The following is a 14,954-nucleotide window of genomic DNA, read 5'->3' on the forward strand; positions in this document are numbered from 1 at the left end:
AGTTTCTTTTTCTCCCTATTATTTCTCACCTGACATGGAGGGTAGGGTATGCGGCATACTGTTGGAACCAAATTGTTTGCAGGTTTTTTATGCATGCTGATTCTGATGGCCGGATTAGGCTGGCTAGGGCTGCGCACGGAGAATCAAATCAACAGCAAGGCGGAAGAGATCAACGAAAACTGGCTCCCCAAGACGACGGCTATCATGACAGTGAAATACTTGACCAAGCATTTCTTTGCCTTACAGCTTCAATACGTGGGCACCAACGATGAAAGAAAACAAATCTTTTTTCATGAGCAAGCACAAGAGACGATGGAGCAGATCCAGGAACAGTTTTCGCGCTACGAGCAGCTGCAGCTGAGCAGTGAGGAAGAGAAGTTTTTCCATTCTTTGAAATCCTCCTGGGCCAACTACCAAGCGGCGTATCAGAGCATGGTAGAGCAGAATGGGGGAATATCGCTTCAGGATTTGCAGCGCGAAGCAGACACCATGTTTCAGGTGATGGAGGGGTATTTGACCAACCTGGTGCGCTTGAGTGAGGAGGGTGCAGCGGCTGCCACGGCCCAAGCAGCTTCCGTGCATGAAACGGGAAGAATGGAAACCATGATCAGTATGGGAGTAGCTCTGCTGATCAGCCTGCTGCTTTCCATCCTGCTGACTCGGCATATCCGTACCCCGCTGCTTCAGGTCGTGCAGGCAGTGAAGCTGGTGACAGCAGGACAAATCGGACACGGGCAGCTCCATATCAAAAACAGGGACGAGATTGGCGAACTCGCGAAGCATGTCGATGAAATGCGAAACAAGATGCGAGAATTCACTGCGCAAGTGAATGAAACGGCGCACCATGTCACCCGGTCCTCGGTAGAGTTGAGTGGTCATGCAGGGGAGACCCTATCAGCAAGCAACGAGATCGCCTCTTCGCTCCAGGAAATTTCTGCGGGTACGGATGCTACAGTGGCCAGCGCAGAAGAGAGCGCCAGGGCGATGGAAGAGATGGCCATTGGCATTCAGCGTGTCGCCGAATCTACTGCTACACTTGCAGAGGCTTCTCTGCTGGCCGAGCAGGAAGCCCAACACGGGATTCATTCGCTGGTAAAAGCAACAGCCCAGATGGAGGCGATCACCGTAGCGATGGACGAGTCTACGACGGCAATTCAGCAGCTAGGTGAAAGCTCACAGCAGATTCAGCAAATCGTAGAGATGATTACCCAGATCGCATCCCAGACCAATCTGCTTGCACTCAATGCCGCCATTGAGGCAGCGCGTGCTGGGGAACAGGGCAGAGGCTTCTCTGTCGTAGCGGAGGAAGTACGGGAGCTGGCGGAACGTTCGAACCAATTTGCCAAGCAGATCGCAGTGTTGATCGGGAACGTACAGGAAGAGTCCTCACAGGCGGTAGAATCTATGAAGAAGATGTCCCAAGATGTGTACGACGGTGCAGCAGTCGTCAAGGCAGCCGAGTCTGCATTCGATCAGATCACACGGGGAATGGGGCAAATCACCAGTCAGGTACAGGAGGTCTCCGCGATCACGGAGGAGATGTCCGCAAGCGTCGAGCAGCTATCGGCTTCCGCAGCGCAGACTGCTTACGTGGTCAAAGGAGCAGCGGAGCAGACGCACAAGATCGTGGCCGCGACACAGACGCAGGTGCGTGCCAGCGAGGAAGTGACGGCGTCAACGCTGTCGCTGGAGAAGCGGGCGGAGGATTTGAAGCAGGCAGTGGGATGGTTTCGGTGACAGTAGAGGATAAAGTGAAAGCATATGATTACAGTCTGGAACGAGGATTTTGTTCCGGACTGTTTTTTTATAGGGGAAATCAGAGATAAAATGTAAATGAAATGGAAAAATGTCGAATCTTGAGAGTTACAGGTGTTATCATTCGGAAAATAGGGTATATTGGAAATATGTAGGATAAATTACCTAATTCTATTAAATAAAATCCAAATAGAGAGGTGAAAAGATGTCTATTGATCAGATTGAATCAGTAGTTCGTATCCGGTTTCCCTTGACGGGCGCTATCGATGTGCCACTCGATCATGCTGAAGCGTTATATGGAGCTTTATCGAGAATTTGCCCGTATGTACATGCCTCAGCCGAAGTGCGCATTTCTCCTGTAAAAGGGATGTATACAACACAGAAACGATTGGTTCTCGCCGATCAAGGAAGCTTCTATATTCAGGCAACTGCTTACTCTATTCCTCATCTTCTTCGTTTGGCAGGTAAATCTATTAGGATCGGACAAAATCGCCTGTACATCGGGATCCCTACCATTCATTCACTTACTCCTGCTTCCAATCTTCTGGCCAGAGTGGTCGTTGTAAAAGGAAAACAGACGGAAGAAGAGATGCACTCCTATCTGCGAAAAGAAATCAGTACCCGTTTTGGAGCCATTCTACAACACGAATACAACCTGCATATCCTCAGAAGGCGCGTACTCAAGTTGCACGGCAAGCTGATTTACGGTTTTGGCGTCGCTATAACCGATATTTGCGACGACAAACTGTCTTTGCAGATACAGGCAATTCCCATTGGTTCACGCATGAAGTACGGATGTAGCTTCTTTATGCCCGGGGAGTGGACGAGGAGTCAGAGGGATACCGACGCTTCCTTGCATGTGGTGGATTCAATTGAAGCGTAATCGTTTGATGGCAAAGGGATCCGGTGCTGATACCTCATCGCTTGAGAACGCTGCACATTTACTCATCGTGCATGCTGCCAACGTTTCGCGTGCATGTGTCAAGTTGGCGGATTGTGTAGGCGAGAGGGCTTTTCACAACATGGGGATGGCAGTAGACACTGTTCAGTTGCGAAAACATCTAGAGTGGTTTGGATGGCTGCATGATCTGGGAAAAGCGAATAGCCATTTCCAGAGTATCCTCATCCATTCAGGCCATCCAACTACTGTCCAAATGTTAAGGCATGAAGCAGTTTCAGGCATCCTAATGAACCTGGAACCGAATTTGTGCAAGTGGCTGCATTTGTTTCCAGATGACACTCGATACCTGTTATTGAGCGCTGTTGTTGGACACCATATCAAATTTGACAGAGGAGTAACAGCCAGACCTTCTACAGAAATGCAAGTACTGACGTCGAATCCTGAATGGTTGGAGATCTTGCAGGAAATCAGCAGTCATTTCCAGCTACCCGATCCGGTACCATCCAGTCAAAATCTTGTCATGTCATTTACCAAGCGCGACTTGGCTCTTAGAGCAGCAGACGAATTGACCAAACTGCAAAGAGAACTGGAAAAATGGGCCCTGAAATTTAGAACGAACAACGATGTAAAGAAACGCTTGGCTCTGACCAAAACGTTGGGCATCGCCGGAGATGTCGTGGCCAGTGCACTTGGAGAATTAGGACAGTCTGCTGATGAGATAGAGGAATACATTGATGATCATCTGGTTGGAACAGGATTGACGCAGACAGATCTGGACGAATTGCTTGAGAAAAGCATGAGATCTCATGGAAAAGCGATCTCATTGAGGTCGTTTCAAAAGGAAGCCGCCACGTCTACGAGTACTGTAACACTGATCGAAGCGGGATGTGGTTCAGGTAAAAGTCTGGCTGCCTATCTGTGGGCAAAGTCCTGGTGCCGTAGTCATCCGGGTAGATTGTTCTTCTGTATGCCGACGATGGGTACAGCGACGGAACAGTATCTGGATTATGCGTTGCACGGAGATGTAGGGGCGAAGCTAATACATTCCAAAGCAAATGTCGATTTGGAGCGAATCCGAACACTGTTAGCCGATCAGGTAGAGGAAGATGGGCTGGATGCATCCGAAAGATTTCACAAACAACAGGATGTCGTCGAATCGTTGGCGATTTGGAGCACTCCTCTGGTCGTCTGTACGGTAGATACGGTATTAGGGTTGTTAGTTAACTCCAGACGTGCACTCTATAGTTTTCCAGCTATAATGAACGGACTGTTCGTTATAGATGAAATTCACGCCTTGGACGAGCGTATGTTCAAACTTCTACTTGCTTTTTTGAAATACTTCCCGAATCTTCCTGTACTCCTTATGACCGCTTCCCTGCCTGATTGGAAAAAACAATTACTCTATCAGGTAAGAAATGATCTGCATGTGATCAGCGGCCCTCAAGAACTGGAAGAATTACAGAGATACCAGTTGGTTCAAGATGTGCAATCAGAGGAAGTGCAGTCTTGGATCAGACAAACGCTCGCTGACGGGGGCAAGGTGTTATGGGTACGCAATCAGGTGGAATGGGCGATGGAAACCTATCGGGAGTGCCAGAAATTATTCCCGGAGTGTGATGTCGAGGTGTATCACTCCCGCTTTCGTTACAAGGATCGAAGTGAACGCCATCGCAAGGTCATCGATCAGTTCAAGGAACACAACAAGCCCATAATTCTGGTCGCCACCCAAGTGGCGGAGATGTCTCTGGATCTCTCGGCGGATTTGCTGATATCCGATATTGCGCCTATACCAGCTTTGATCCAGCGGCTGGGACGTGTGAACAGAAGAGCAACTCCTGACCAGACTGTACTTCCCAAACCAGCACTGATTCTCCCGCTGGAAGGAAACAACTGCAACCCGTACAAGGAGGAGGAGCTGAAGTGTGCGCAGGCGTGGATTGCATCCCTGATTCAATTAAATCGGACTATATCTCAAAAAGATTTGAAAGAAATCTCAGCCATGCATGAACAGGAAAGGAAGATTTCACTAACGGAAGTGGAACAAATTACGAACTTTTTTTCTGGTATGTGGGAAACGAGTCCCCATTCATTACGCGAGCCTGGGTATACCGTGCCAGTACTTCTCGAATCGGACGTATTCGCATATCGCAGGGAAATTGGGAAAGAACCGCACCGGGACTGGATCCGGGAACATGAGATTCAGATGCCGAATCGGAAAGAAATATTTCTGTGGCAAAAAGTACGCGGCATACCTGTGGCTCCAACCGGGGCTATCCAGTATAACTTCGACGTAATGACCAGTAGGGGGGAGGGAGCGACGTGGAGTATCAACTAATGTATCGTCTCCAAGACAAGGGATACACCGTGTATCATCGTGCAGCATTAGGCGGTCTGGCAGCGACGATTCACGCCTGGCAAACCAATCGATCTGATATTGCTCCACTTGATCTTAAGTACGAATATGACGAACAGAGCGTATCTATCGGCTGGGGAGAGGAAGTGTCCGACAAAGAGGCAATCATGCGCCTGCTGGCGGCTTCTTTTCGCTTGACGAGCAACAAGTTGATTGATCTTCCAGGTCTGGGGCTGGAGGATAATCAGGATGGGCTGCGGGTCGCGATTCACAACGGAATCACCGGAAGTTTTTTACAACATAACAAAATGAGGCCAGGAGAGAAGGAAAACAGAACCGTCAATGTCGCGATGGAGGAAGATGACGTTCAAATGGTTTCCTACAAAGGACTTTATAGCTATGCGCATCAAACAGCGCAGGGGACAGATTTATTTACGAAAAAAGGGGGACTGTCCAAGATAGCCACTATTCCCCAATCGTTGATTCCCGGTTCGACAGCTGGCTCTGGTGATCTGCAGGCATCGTGGAAAGAAGTATATTTACTGCTGTATCTCATAGTGGGAAGCCCGATCTATCTGTTGCGTCCGCGAATACAGCAAGAAAAATTACAGACAGCGATTATTGTTCCTTATGTGACTAATCTGATCGATTATACATTTACGATCAAACAGTTCGCTCGGTCGCCACAAAAAGCGAGACATTATGCCGATTATGACCGGCGAATTGTAGGTGGTGCACAGGAGGCGGGGATTCGCTTTGTAACGGAATTGTCACTGGAGCAAACGCTCAACTCCGAATGGGGTGGTGTAGGTGGATGTATGGTTGTAACGATGGGAAAGGTCTCTTGGGACAATAATCAGATCAACAGAAGCTCTACCTACCATATCGGCACGAATTACGAAGAGATTGACATTTATTTGGCTGCCTACCAATCCGCACTGGGTGGAGTCACCAAGCTGAAAACGAAAAAGCAGGGTATCTTCGCGATTCCTTCATCCTCGGTTCCTGCTCTAGTAGCTTCCAATCTGGCCAGTGAGCGTCACTGGTGTGCTGGGTTGCTGGATTTGGTTAAGGAACAGAAGGATTTTCGGAAATTGCTACCCCTGAAAGGAGGATTTCAAGCGATGAAAGAAGCGATTCGCAACAAGCAAGATCGCATTATCATTGAGGCATTTCATGAGGCGTGGAGACGAACGATGGGACAGATGGGTGAGCGTGCACGGCGTGAAGGACTGGATTTTACTAGACAACTGGAGGTAGAACAAGAAAAAATTCGCAACACCATTTTACGACTAAAGACTTCAGACTCACTGGCAAACTGGTTTTTGCGTTTTTGCGCATCCGCAACAGGTGGAGGGACCTTGTCCAGTTTTCAGACAAATATGAAAGAAATTCATGCCTTTATAACAGACGCTCGCAATTATGAACGTTTTCAAAACCTGTGCCTTTTTGCCCTGCTCAGTTATACAAAAGATGAAGCAAATCAAGCTCAAGAAGAGGAGAGATAAAAAATGGCAACTCATTACTTGTATGGAACGATATTGACCGGAGAGGGTGTTGCAGCCAATAACCGCGGTGACAATATAGGGAATACGACTACGCTGCAAAAAGTATTTCATCAGGATGATCTGCACACGAGTGTGTCAGCGGAAGCGATTCGGTTTGCGATTCGTTATCGGTTTCAGCTTGAAGGCTTGCCTGTGAATCGAAGCTATGATTCCAGCCTGGGAAAACTGTTATATGAAAACGAAAAACGAACCTATTGGAATGGTACAGGAACTCCTTTCATCGATGATGATTTGATGGGATTCATGGATGCGGCAGCAGCAAAAGCAGACCGTGAAGAAGAAGAGAGTAGTGACACGAAAAGTAAGACCAAAGGCAAGGGAAAGACAACACGTCGCCAAAGTCCCTTGGCGATCGGACGAGCTGTGTCTCTTAGACCGTATCGTGGAGAAATCACTTTTAACGCAGTGAGCGGAGAAAAGGAGAAAGGAAAGCTGTCCTTGTACAATGCTGAGATGCACACGACTGAGTATCAATATACATTCGGCTTAAATCTCGGAGATGTATTGAACAAGGAAAACATTTCGCATTTTCTGGATGCAATTGTGGATATGCCAGCCGTTGCAGGGAACCACGCCCGTTTTGCCTACGATTTTTCTCCGGCTTCACTTGTGCTTCGTGTTAGCAGTGCCCATTCTTCCAAAATTCATAACTGTTTTGAGCATAATGAAGATACACGTTCCTATACGGTTGAAAAGCTGATTCGTCGTGTAGAAAGCGGAGACATTGCGCCAAACGAGCTGATCGTCGGTGGTGAAATAGCAGAACGTGAGGAAGGAAAACAGTTGCAAACACTTGGTGTAGAAGTATTCGGGGGGACTCGGGCTGCAGCAGATGAAGCGAGACGACGTATTGTCCGTTTAGATCAAGCCTATTCCGTACTTGAGCGATAGGAACGAGGGGATTATAGTGTTAGCCATTTACATCGATGTTCCATATGCCAGTTTTCGCAAGTCTTTTGCCCGTTCCTATGCCGAGACGTATTTGTTGCCACCACCAGCTACTGTGTACGGTATGTTACTCTCGTTGGTTGGAGAAAAGCTACGCAGTGCCCATGAAGGTGTCAAGCTGGCTTTTGCTTATCGTAGAATCCCACAGGTAGCAGTAACGCTTCGCAAATTAAGTCGGTATAAATACGGGGAAGCGAAGAAACAGGAAACTCTTGGAAGTAAGCCGGATTTTGTAGAAACGGTTTGTGGAATAGAGTTAGTATGCTGGGTCGATTCCTCTGAGGAGTATGGTACGCACGAAGAGACGTTACAAGCCAGATTGGAAGAAGCTATTCATCGTCCTGAAACGGTTTCGCGGTATGGTGTTCTCAGTCTCGGACTAAGCGATGACATGGTGAATGAAGTGAGAGTGTGTCGATCATTAGAGGGCAAATGGCATCGCCTACTTCCTAAAGCAGATGGAGAAATGGAACTGCCAGTATGGGTGGATCATGTCGGAAGTGCCAAGACCAGGTGGCAAAGATTTCAGTTAGACGAGCACTCTGCAGAGCTGAACGAGCTGCCAGGCAGCACTGATTGGGAATGGGTACAAATTGTATCACCATAAGAACTACCATAATTTTTGATTGACAGGATGTTTGCTACACCCCGAAACAGGCGAAACTAGTACAAATGTTTCATCTATTGGTAAAAGGGGTGTAGGAGATGCAGGAGATTTCACGAATTCAGGAAAAAGAGCCGCTGATCCGCGTCATGGCATTGCATGCTTTGGAATATTGCGAGAGACTTTTTTATCTGGAAGAAGTAGAGGAGATACGGGTAGCAGATGCTCGCGTCTACGATGGCAGAAGATTTCATGAGCTAGTGCCGGAGTATTCAGAGATAGAACGATTTGTTCTGGAAGATGAAGAACTCGGTATTATGGGCAAAATCGATTGTGTTCGTTCCAAAAAGGGAGAATGGATTCCGTTCGAGTACAAAAAAGGGAGAGCCCGCAAGGAAAGTGACGGTACTCCTGGTGCCTGGCCTTCCGATATCTTGCAGCTTGCCGCTTACGCCCTACTCCTAGAAAAGCATCACAAGCAATCCATCAGGGAAGGTCGTATCTACTACGGAACAGACCGAAGGACAGTTCAAGTACCCATTACACAGAGAGAACGAGACTGGGTACGCGATACGGTGGATCGGGCACGACAGTTGCGTGCAACACCGCTGAGACCGGATATCACTTCCAACGAGCGCCTTTGTAACCGTTGTTCACTGGCACCTGTCTGCCTGCCGGAAGAAGAGAGATTACTCATTTCTCCAGAGCGTGAAACGTTGCGTCTGTTCCCAGAGGATAAGGAGACCAGAGACGTACATGTTACTTCACCTGGATCTACAGTTCGAAAAAGCGGTGAAACGATTGTGGTAGAGACGAGAGATGGAAACAAAAGCAGCATACCCCTTGCCGAGGTCGGATCGTTGACGTTGCATGGCCCCTCACAGATCACAACCCAAACCTTGCATCTGTGTGCACAGAGAGGTGTCGCCGTTCATTGGATGACAGGGGGAGGCAAGTATATGGGGAGCCTGGCAAACGCAGCTGGCGGCGTGCAAAGACGGTTGAGACAATATAAGGGTTTGACCGATCCGGTATTACCCCATAGATTATCCGTTGCGTTGGTGTCCGCAAAGATAGAGAGTCAATTACGGTATATGCTGCGCATGTCTCGGGGCACCGAATCTCGTGTAATGTTGGAAGAAGACCTGCAGATGATCAAGACGATGCTGCGCAAAAGTCATCAAGCAAAAAGTAACGAGGAATTGCTTGGCTATGAGGGGAATGCCGCCCGTGCCTACTTTTCATGCCTGCGTTCCCTGACGCAAGATGATGTATCATCCGGCATGTCCTTTGTCCATCGGAGCAGACGACCGCCGAAAGACCCTGCGAACGCTCTGCTCTCCTTTCTTTATTCCATGCTGTATCGGGATTGTGTTCAGGCCATACTGACTGTTGGTCTGGATCCTACTATTGGCTTCTATCATCAGCCTCGTTCTTCTGCATACCCACTAGCCTTGGATCTGATGGAATTATTCCGGGTAGCATTGAGCGATATGGTCGTGCTTGGCTCCATTCATCGTGGGCAGTGGGATGTTGATACTGATTTTGAGATCGCCGGAGAGCATGTATGGCTGAATGAGACAGGAAGAAAAAAAGCGATCGCTCTCTATGAAAGACGCAAACAGGACAAATGGAAGCACCCTGTTATTGGATACTCCCTTTCCTATGCGCGACTATTGGAATTAGAGGTAAGATTACTAGAAAAAGAATGGTCCGGTCACCCTGGCTTATTTGCACTTAATCGATTGCGATAAGGGGGTGGAAGGGTATGCCAAAACGTCAAGTATATCTCATTTGTTATGATATCGCTGATGCGAAAAGATGGCGTAAGTGTCACAAGCTCGTTAAAGGGTATGGTGAGCGTGTTCAATACTCTGTATTTAAATGTCATTTAACTGATAAACAGTTAGCAGAAATGCGTTGGAAACTGGTTAAATTATTGGAAGAGGAAGATCGATTGCTGATTGCTCCGATACTTCCGGAAGCATTGAAAGATGTGTTTGTCTTTAATATGAATGAGAAATGGGAAGTAGAGAAAGAGCGGTTTCTATTGTTTTAGGCTGCTATGGATAATTCAAGCATCAGGTACCTTCTTTTCTAAATAACCTCTCAAATGAGCAGAGTCCTTTGCCTGGCAAGGGTTTCATCGCTTTATGTGGTCGGATAGATGCTTGAATCTAAAAGAGTGTTGATTTATCAATAGGTTTACGGTTGGTTTGGGACAATAGAGGAGATTTAAAGGATTGAGCAAGCATATACTTCGGAGTGCTTGAATCTGATCGTAAAGAATGCGATTATAGTAATGGTTTTAGGGGGGTGCTCTGAAATTAGCTGTGATGCTGAAAAGCGTTGAGCACAACGCTTAGAAAGCGCATAGGCTAACGGATTGGCCTGAAATTAGCTGTGATGCTGAAAAGCGTTGAGCACTGCCCATTCTTCCCGAAGTCCGATAATGGCGCAAAGCCTGAAATTAGCTGTGATGCTGAAAAGCGTTGAGCACGAATGTACTAATTGGTGAGTGTGATGGTCGATTCTCCGGCTGAAATTAGCTGTGATGCTGAAAAGCGTTGAGCACCATTATCAAGCGCGGAATCAGGTACAGTCAGCTTTGTACTCTGAAATTAGCTGTGATGCTGAAAAGCGTTGAGCACTTCGATCGCCTATAATAAGGTGGCATAGTGTTGATCAGTCTGAAATTAGCTGTGATGCTGAAAAGCGTTGAGCACATGAAGATTTCGATTATGTAAATTTGTATGATCTACCTGAAATTAGCTGTGATGCTGAAAAGCGTTGAGCACATATATGCTGAGTTTGTACTCCTCACCCCATGTGATGCTGAAATTAGCTGTGATGCTGAAAAGCGTTGAGCACAAAAAACAAAAAAGGGACCCCCCCACGACAAAGAGACCTGAAATTAGCTGTGATGCTGAAAAGCGTTGAGCACAAATCCCAGCAGACAGCGGCGACGGCCTGCTTTATCTGAAATTAGCTGTGATGCTGAAAAGCGTTGAGCACAGGAAGGCGAGGTCCGTCTCACTCGTCTGTTCGATGCCTGAAATTAGCTGTGATGCTGAAAAGCGTTGAGCACAAGAGATCTACACCCTGCTTGTGCAGGAACGTCAACTGAAATTAGCTGTGATGCTGAAAAGCGTTGAGCACTAGTAAACGAACTCTGGCAATTCCTAACTGCAAACGAGGCTGAAATTAGCTGTGATGCTGAAAAGCGTTGAGCACAAATTACGATCTACGAGGGCAAGACGACCGCAGCTGAAATTAGCTGTGATGCTGAAAAGCGTTGAGCACAAGAATGGTCATTGTAAGGATAGTAGGTTGTCGATTCTCTGAAATTAGCTGTGATGCTGAAAAGCGTTGAGCACAACAGCAACGCCGCCCGTCTTGGCAATCTCGACTTGCTCTGAAATTAGCTGTGATGCTGAAAAGCGTTGAGCACTTTTAGTGATTGATCACGCATAAAAGAGATTCTCTCACTGAAATTAGCTGTGATGCTGAAAAGCGTTGAGCACGGGTGAGATCCATAAACATCACTTCTCCTCCTGGAGACAACTGAAATTAGCTGTGATGCTGAAAAGCGTTGAGCACACTTTGATTGTTTTAGCGTCGTTGAGTGTCCAGTCCTGAAATTAGCTGTGATGCTGAAAAGCGTTGAGCACAGGGCAATGTCCCCCTCATAAATCTCCTTGCCGTTTTCTGAAATTAGCTGTGATGCTGAAAAGCGTTGAGCACAGGCTATTGTTATCATGTCTCTTCTCGATGCACACTCCTGAAATTAGCTGTGATGCTGAAAAGCGTTGAGCACGTATTGGCGTTGGTGATACCCAATACATCATATCTGCTGAAATTAGCTGTGATGCTGAAAAGCGTTGAGCACATTAGCGATGTAGAGAAGGATACATATATGAAGGGCTGAAATTAGCTGTGATGCTGAAAAGCGTTGAGCACTTCTCGAAGGCTTTTTGAAGATCTGGCCAAATCTTAACCTGAAATTAGCTGTGATGCTGAAAAGCGTTGAGCACTTCCAGGCCATAGATGCCATGCGGGAAGAAAGCCCGTCGTCTGAAATTAGCTGTGATGCTGAAAAGCGTTGAGCACGCTTGTGCCCGAATATTTTGCACATCAATCGCACCCGAACTGAAATTAGCTGTGATGCTGAAAAGCGTTGAGCACTAGCGTAGCGTGATCGACGGGTGCGAGTGGTTGAAACTGAAATTAGCTGTGATGCTAAAAACGTTGAACACCTGTCATACTCTAAGCCGTCTCTAGCACAACTGAAATCAGAAGTGATGCATTGGAAAAACACCTTGGTGTATATAATGTTCATGATTCAAAGGTAATTCCAGTATCTGAACCAGAAAAATGAACGAAAAACATCCCGTTTCACTATCAAGAGTGGGACGGGTTGTTCGTTATTAGTGTTCAAACTTCCTAAAAGCTGGGCGCAAAAATCCGAATATGGCTTTAGGGGCAGCACCTCCATTTAGCCATAAATCCCACCCGTATACACCGCCGTCAAATTATGAGCAATTTCCTCTACGGTAAACCCGTATTCGTTCTTCACGATCTCCCAAAGGTACATCTCATTCGCAAAAAACCAGCCTCTGGCCACCAGATTGTGGTCGACATCGGAGCGGGCCAGACCGTTGGCTTGGGAATATGCGATATCTTGGGCAATGCGCTTGATAAAACGCTCCCGGATATCCTTCCATTTGCGGTTGACATCCTCCGACAGTCGAATCGCTTCTTCGATCACCTGCATCATGCTGCGTTCTTCATTCGCCATTTCCAGAAACAGGATGGCTTGCTTTTCAATGATGTCGTAGGCTTCTTGCTTGGATTGGGGTTTAAAAGGCAGCTCAGCGATTTCGTAAAAGCGATCCATGACCTCCTCCATCAGCTGCATCAGGAGGTCGTCTTTCCCTTTGAAATGCACATAGGCGGTCCCGTAGCCGGTATTTGCCTTTTTGATGATCTGGGCAATCGTTGTTTTTTGAAACCCGCTTTCGATGAATTGCTCACGTCCAGCAGCCAACAGTTTTTTTCTCGTTTCCAGAGAGCGCAGTTTACGGGAAGGGAGTTTTTCACTGGACTTTTTCATTGGATGTCCTTTCTTTTGTTGGAATAATAGCTAAAACCCTAATGCGACAACGATTTGGCAGCGAACCTTCCACCTTTGAAATTTCGCCGATTAGATGTCATTGACACGGAGTCACCGATGTAATAATCTTAATTTACAGAAAATACACACAAAAGGAAAGGGGTGATCTAGAAAAAATGAGTAGCAGTTATTTACCCCCACACATGGAGGAGGTTCATATGGCTGGAGATGCAAATCAATTTCAAAAAATTATGGATCGCGAAGGTGGGCTACAGCGCGGTTTGACGACTGGTCAGCTCACGATGATTGCCATCGGTGGCGCGATTGGGACTGGCCTCTTCCTGGGAAGTGGCTTTGCCATTGGCTTCGCTGGTCCAAGCGTACTGATCAGCTACGCGATTGGGGCGGTCATTGCCTTTCTGTTAATGGGATGTCTAGCCGAAATGACGGTGGCGCACCCGACGTCTGGATCGTTCGGCGCTTTTGCTGAACACTATATCAATCCTTGGGCAGGCTTTGCCGTACGTTATTCTTACTGGGCATGTATTGTGGCGGCTGTAGGGGTAGAGATCTCGGCAGTAGCGGTGTACATGAAGTACTGGTTTCCTACAGCACCCGGGTGGATCTGGATCGTTCTTTTTTCTGCCGTCCTCATTTATGTAAATGCAACGAGTGTCAAAATGTTTGGTTCAGTCGAATACTGGTTTTCCATGATTAAGATTGTAGCTATTGTATCTTTCATTTTATTAGGAGCTTATGTAGTATTCGGCACCAGTGGCAGTCCAGAAATCGGCTTCCATAACTATACGGACCAGGGTGGCTTCCTGCCGAATGGCTGGTGGGGAATGTGGGTTGCGGTTATCGTAGCCTTGTTCAGCTACCTCAGTATTGAAATGATTGCGGTGACAGCAGGGGAAGCGCAGGATCCGGAAAAAGCTGTGCCAAAAGCATTGCGCTCTACGGTTGTCCGCTTGATTGTCTTCTATTTGCTGACTCTCACCTTGATGCTGGCGATTGTACCTTGGAAGGGTGCAGGGGTGGACAAGAGCCCGTTTGTGAAGGTAATGGAGCTGTTTTCCATTCCGGGAGCAGGTGGCATCATGAACTTCGTCGTGCTGATTGCCGCGCTTTCCGCCATGAACAGTCAGCTGTACATTACGACCCGCATGATGTTTTCTCTTTCGCGTGCAGGCTATGCGCCTAAGCGCTTTGGTACCTTGAGCAAGAAAGGAGTTCCGACTTCAGCCTTGTCCTTGTCTACCATCGGGATTGCCCTTGCGGCGATTCTGGAGGCTGTAGCCCCCGATGAATCGTTTATTCTGATGATGGGTATCTCCTTGTTTGGCGCGATGTTTACCTGGTTCATGATCTTTGTCACGCACCTTTTCTTCCGCAGAAAATGGGAAGCTTCCGGTGGGCGCAGACTGCCTGTCCGCATGATCGGCTTCCCGTATCTGACGCTCTTGGGTGCTGGACTCATGCTGGCCATTATGTTCACGACTTGGTTTACGGATGCTTTCCAGATGACGCTGCTCGTCGGCGTTCCTTGGATGATCCTGATCACATTGGCGTATTGGCTTTGGAAGAGGGCAGCCTCGAACAGAACAGAGATGACTGAAGGCAGCCAGCGAGATCAAGTGCTTTAATAGGAGAATGCAAGAACGATAAAGCATGATTCTTCCGTTCTTTCTTCACCAACACGACAAAGGCCC

10 protein-coding genes and 1 CRISPR repeat array are annotated in these 14,954 nt (G+C 47.5%); of the genes, 9 read left to right on the top strand and 1 reads right to left on the bottom strand.

The features are described from left to right. The first annotated feature begins 48 nt into the window (after positions 1 to 48). The 8 genes from JZI27_RS18150 to cas2 all read left to right on the top strand — a co-directional run bounded on the left by JZI27_RS18150 (position 49) and on the right by cas2 (position 10,188). Positions 49 to 1,737, top strand: a complete 1,689-nt coding sequence (locus JZI27_RS18150) for a HAMP domain-containing methyl-accepting chemotaxis protein (RefSeq protein WP_280208560.1) — start codon at positions 49 to 51, stop codon at positions 1,735 to 1,737. A 223-nt stretch (positions 1,738 to 1,960) separates the two neighbouring features. After that, complete coding sequence (gene cas6, locus JZI27_RS18155; RefSeq protein WP_122910398.1) at positions 1,961 to 2,638, top strand: type I-MYXAN CRISPR-associated protein Cas6/Cmx6; 678 nt, start codon at positions 1,961 to 1,963, stop codon at positions 2,636 to 2,638. Then, the gene (cas3, locus tag JZI27_RS18160) at positions 2,628 to 4,991 is read left to right on the top strand and encodes a CRISPR-associated helicase Cas3' (RefSeq protein ID WP_251244484.1); all 2,364 of its coding nucleotides are present in this window, start codon (positions 2,628 to 2,630) and stop codon (positions 4,989 to 4,991) included. Before cas6 ends, cas3 begins: the two co-directional genes overlap by 11 nt. Continuing rightward, the gene (cas8a1, locus tag JZI27_RS18165) at positions 4,976 to 6,517 is read left to right on the top strand and encodes a type I-MYXAN CRISPR-associated Cas8a1/Cmx1 (RefSeq protein WP_251244485.1); all 1,542 of its coding nucleotides are present in this window, start codon (positions 4,976 to 4,978) and stop codon (positions 6,515 to 6,517) included. Before cas3 ends, cas8a1 begins: the two co-directional genes overlap by 16 nt. A gap of 3 nt (positions 6,518 to 6,520) precedes the next feature. Beyond that, on the top strand, positions 6,521 to 7,468 hold the full coding sequence (locus JZI27_RS18170) for a DevR family CRISPR-associated autoregulator (protein WP_122910401.1): 948 nt from the start codon (positions 6,521 to 6,523) through the stop codon (positions 7,466 to 7,468). 16 nt (positions 7,469 to 7,484) lie between these two features. Further along, positions 7,485 to 8,132, top strand: coding sequence for a type I-MYXAN CRISPR-associated protein Cas5/Cmx5/DevS (cas5, locus tag JZI27_RS18175; protein WP_122910402.1), 648 nt, complete (start codon positions 7,485 to 7,487; stop codon positions 8,130 to 8,132). A 98-nt stretch (positions 8,133 to 8,230) separates the two neighbouring features. Next, positions 8,231 to 9,883: a type I-MYXAN CRISPR-associated endonuclease Cas4/Cas1 gene (locus JZI27_RS18180; RefSeq protein ID WP_251244487.1), complete on the top strand. Its 1,653-nt coding sequence runs from the start codon at positions 8,231 to 8,233 to the stop codon at positions 9,881 to 9,883. 14 nt (positions 9,884 to 9,897) lie between these two features. Beyond that, positions 9,898 to 10,188 (top strand): CRISPR-associated endonuclease Cas2, encoded by a 291-nt coding sequence (cas2, locus tag JZI27_RS18185; protein ID WP_122910404.1) that lies wholly within the window; start codon positions 9,898 to 9,900, stop codon positions 10,186 to 10,188. 262 nt (positions 10,189 to 10,450) lie between these two features. Further along, positions 10,451 to 12,314: direct repeats of the CRISPR family, unit length 36 nt; unit sequence CTGAAATTAGCTGTGATGCTGAAAAGCGTTGAGCAC. Between the two features lie 310 nt (positions 12,315 to 12,624). Here cas2 and JZI27_RS18190 read toward each other — a convergent pair. Continuing rightward, positions 12,625 to 13,242 (bottom strand): TetR/AcrR family transcriptional regulator, encoded by a 618-nt coding sequence (locus JZI27_RS18190; protein WP_251244488.1) that lies wholly within the window; start codon positions 13,240 to 13,242, stop codon positions 12,625 to 12,627. Between the two features lie 218 nt (positions 13,243 to 13,460). Between JZI27_RS18190 and JZI27_RS18195 the strand changes: the two genes are divergently transcribed. Further along, entirely contained in the window at positions 13,461 to 14,888 is a 1,428-nt protein-coding gene (locus JZI27_RS18195) for an amino acid permease (RefSeq protein ID WP_122910406.1), read from the top strand. Positions 14,889 to 14,954: the final 66 nt, after the last annotated feature.

Source organism: Brevibacillus sp. AY1 (assembly GCF_029870785.1).
In the GTDB taxonomy this organism is placed as follows: Bacteria; Bacillota; Bacilli; order Brevibacillales; family Brevibacillaceae; genus Brevibacillus; species Brevibacillus invocatus.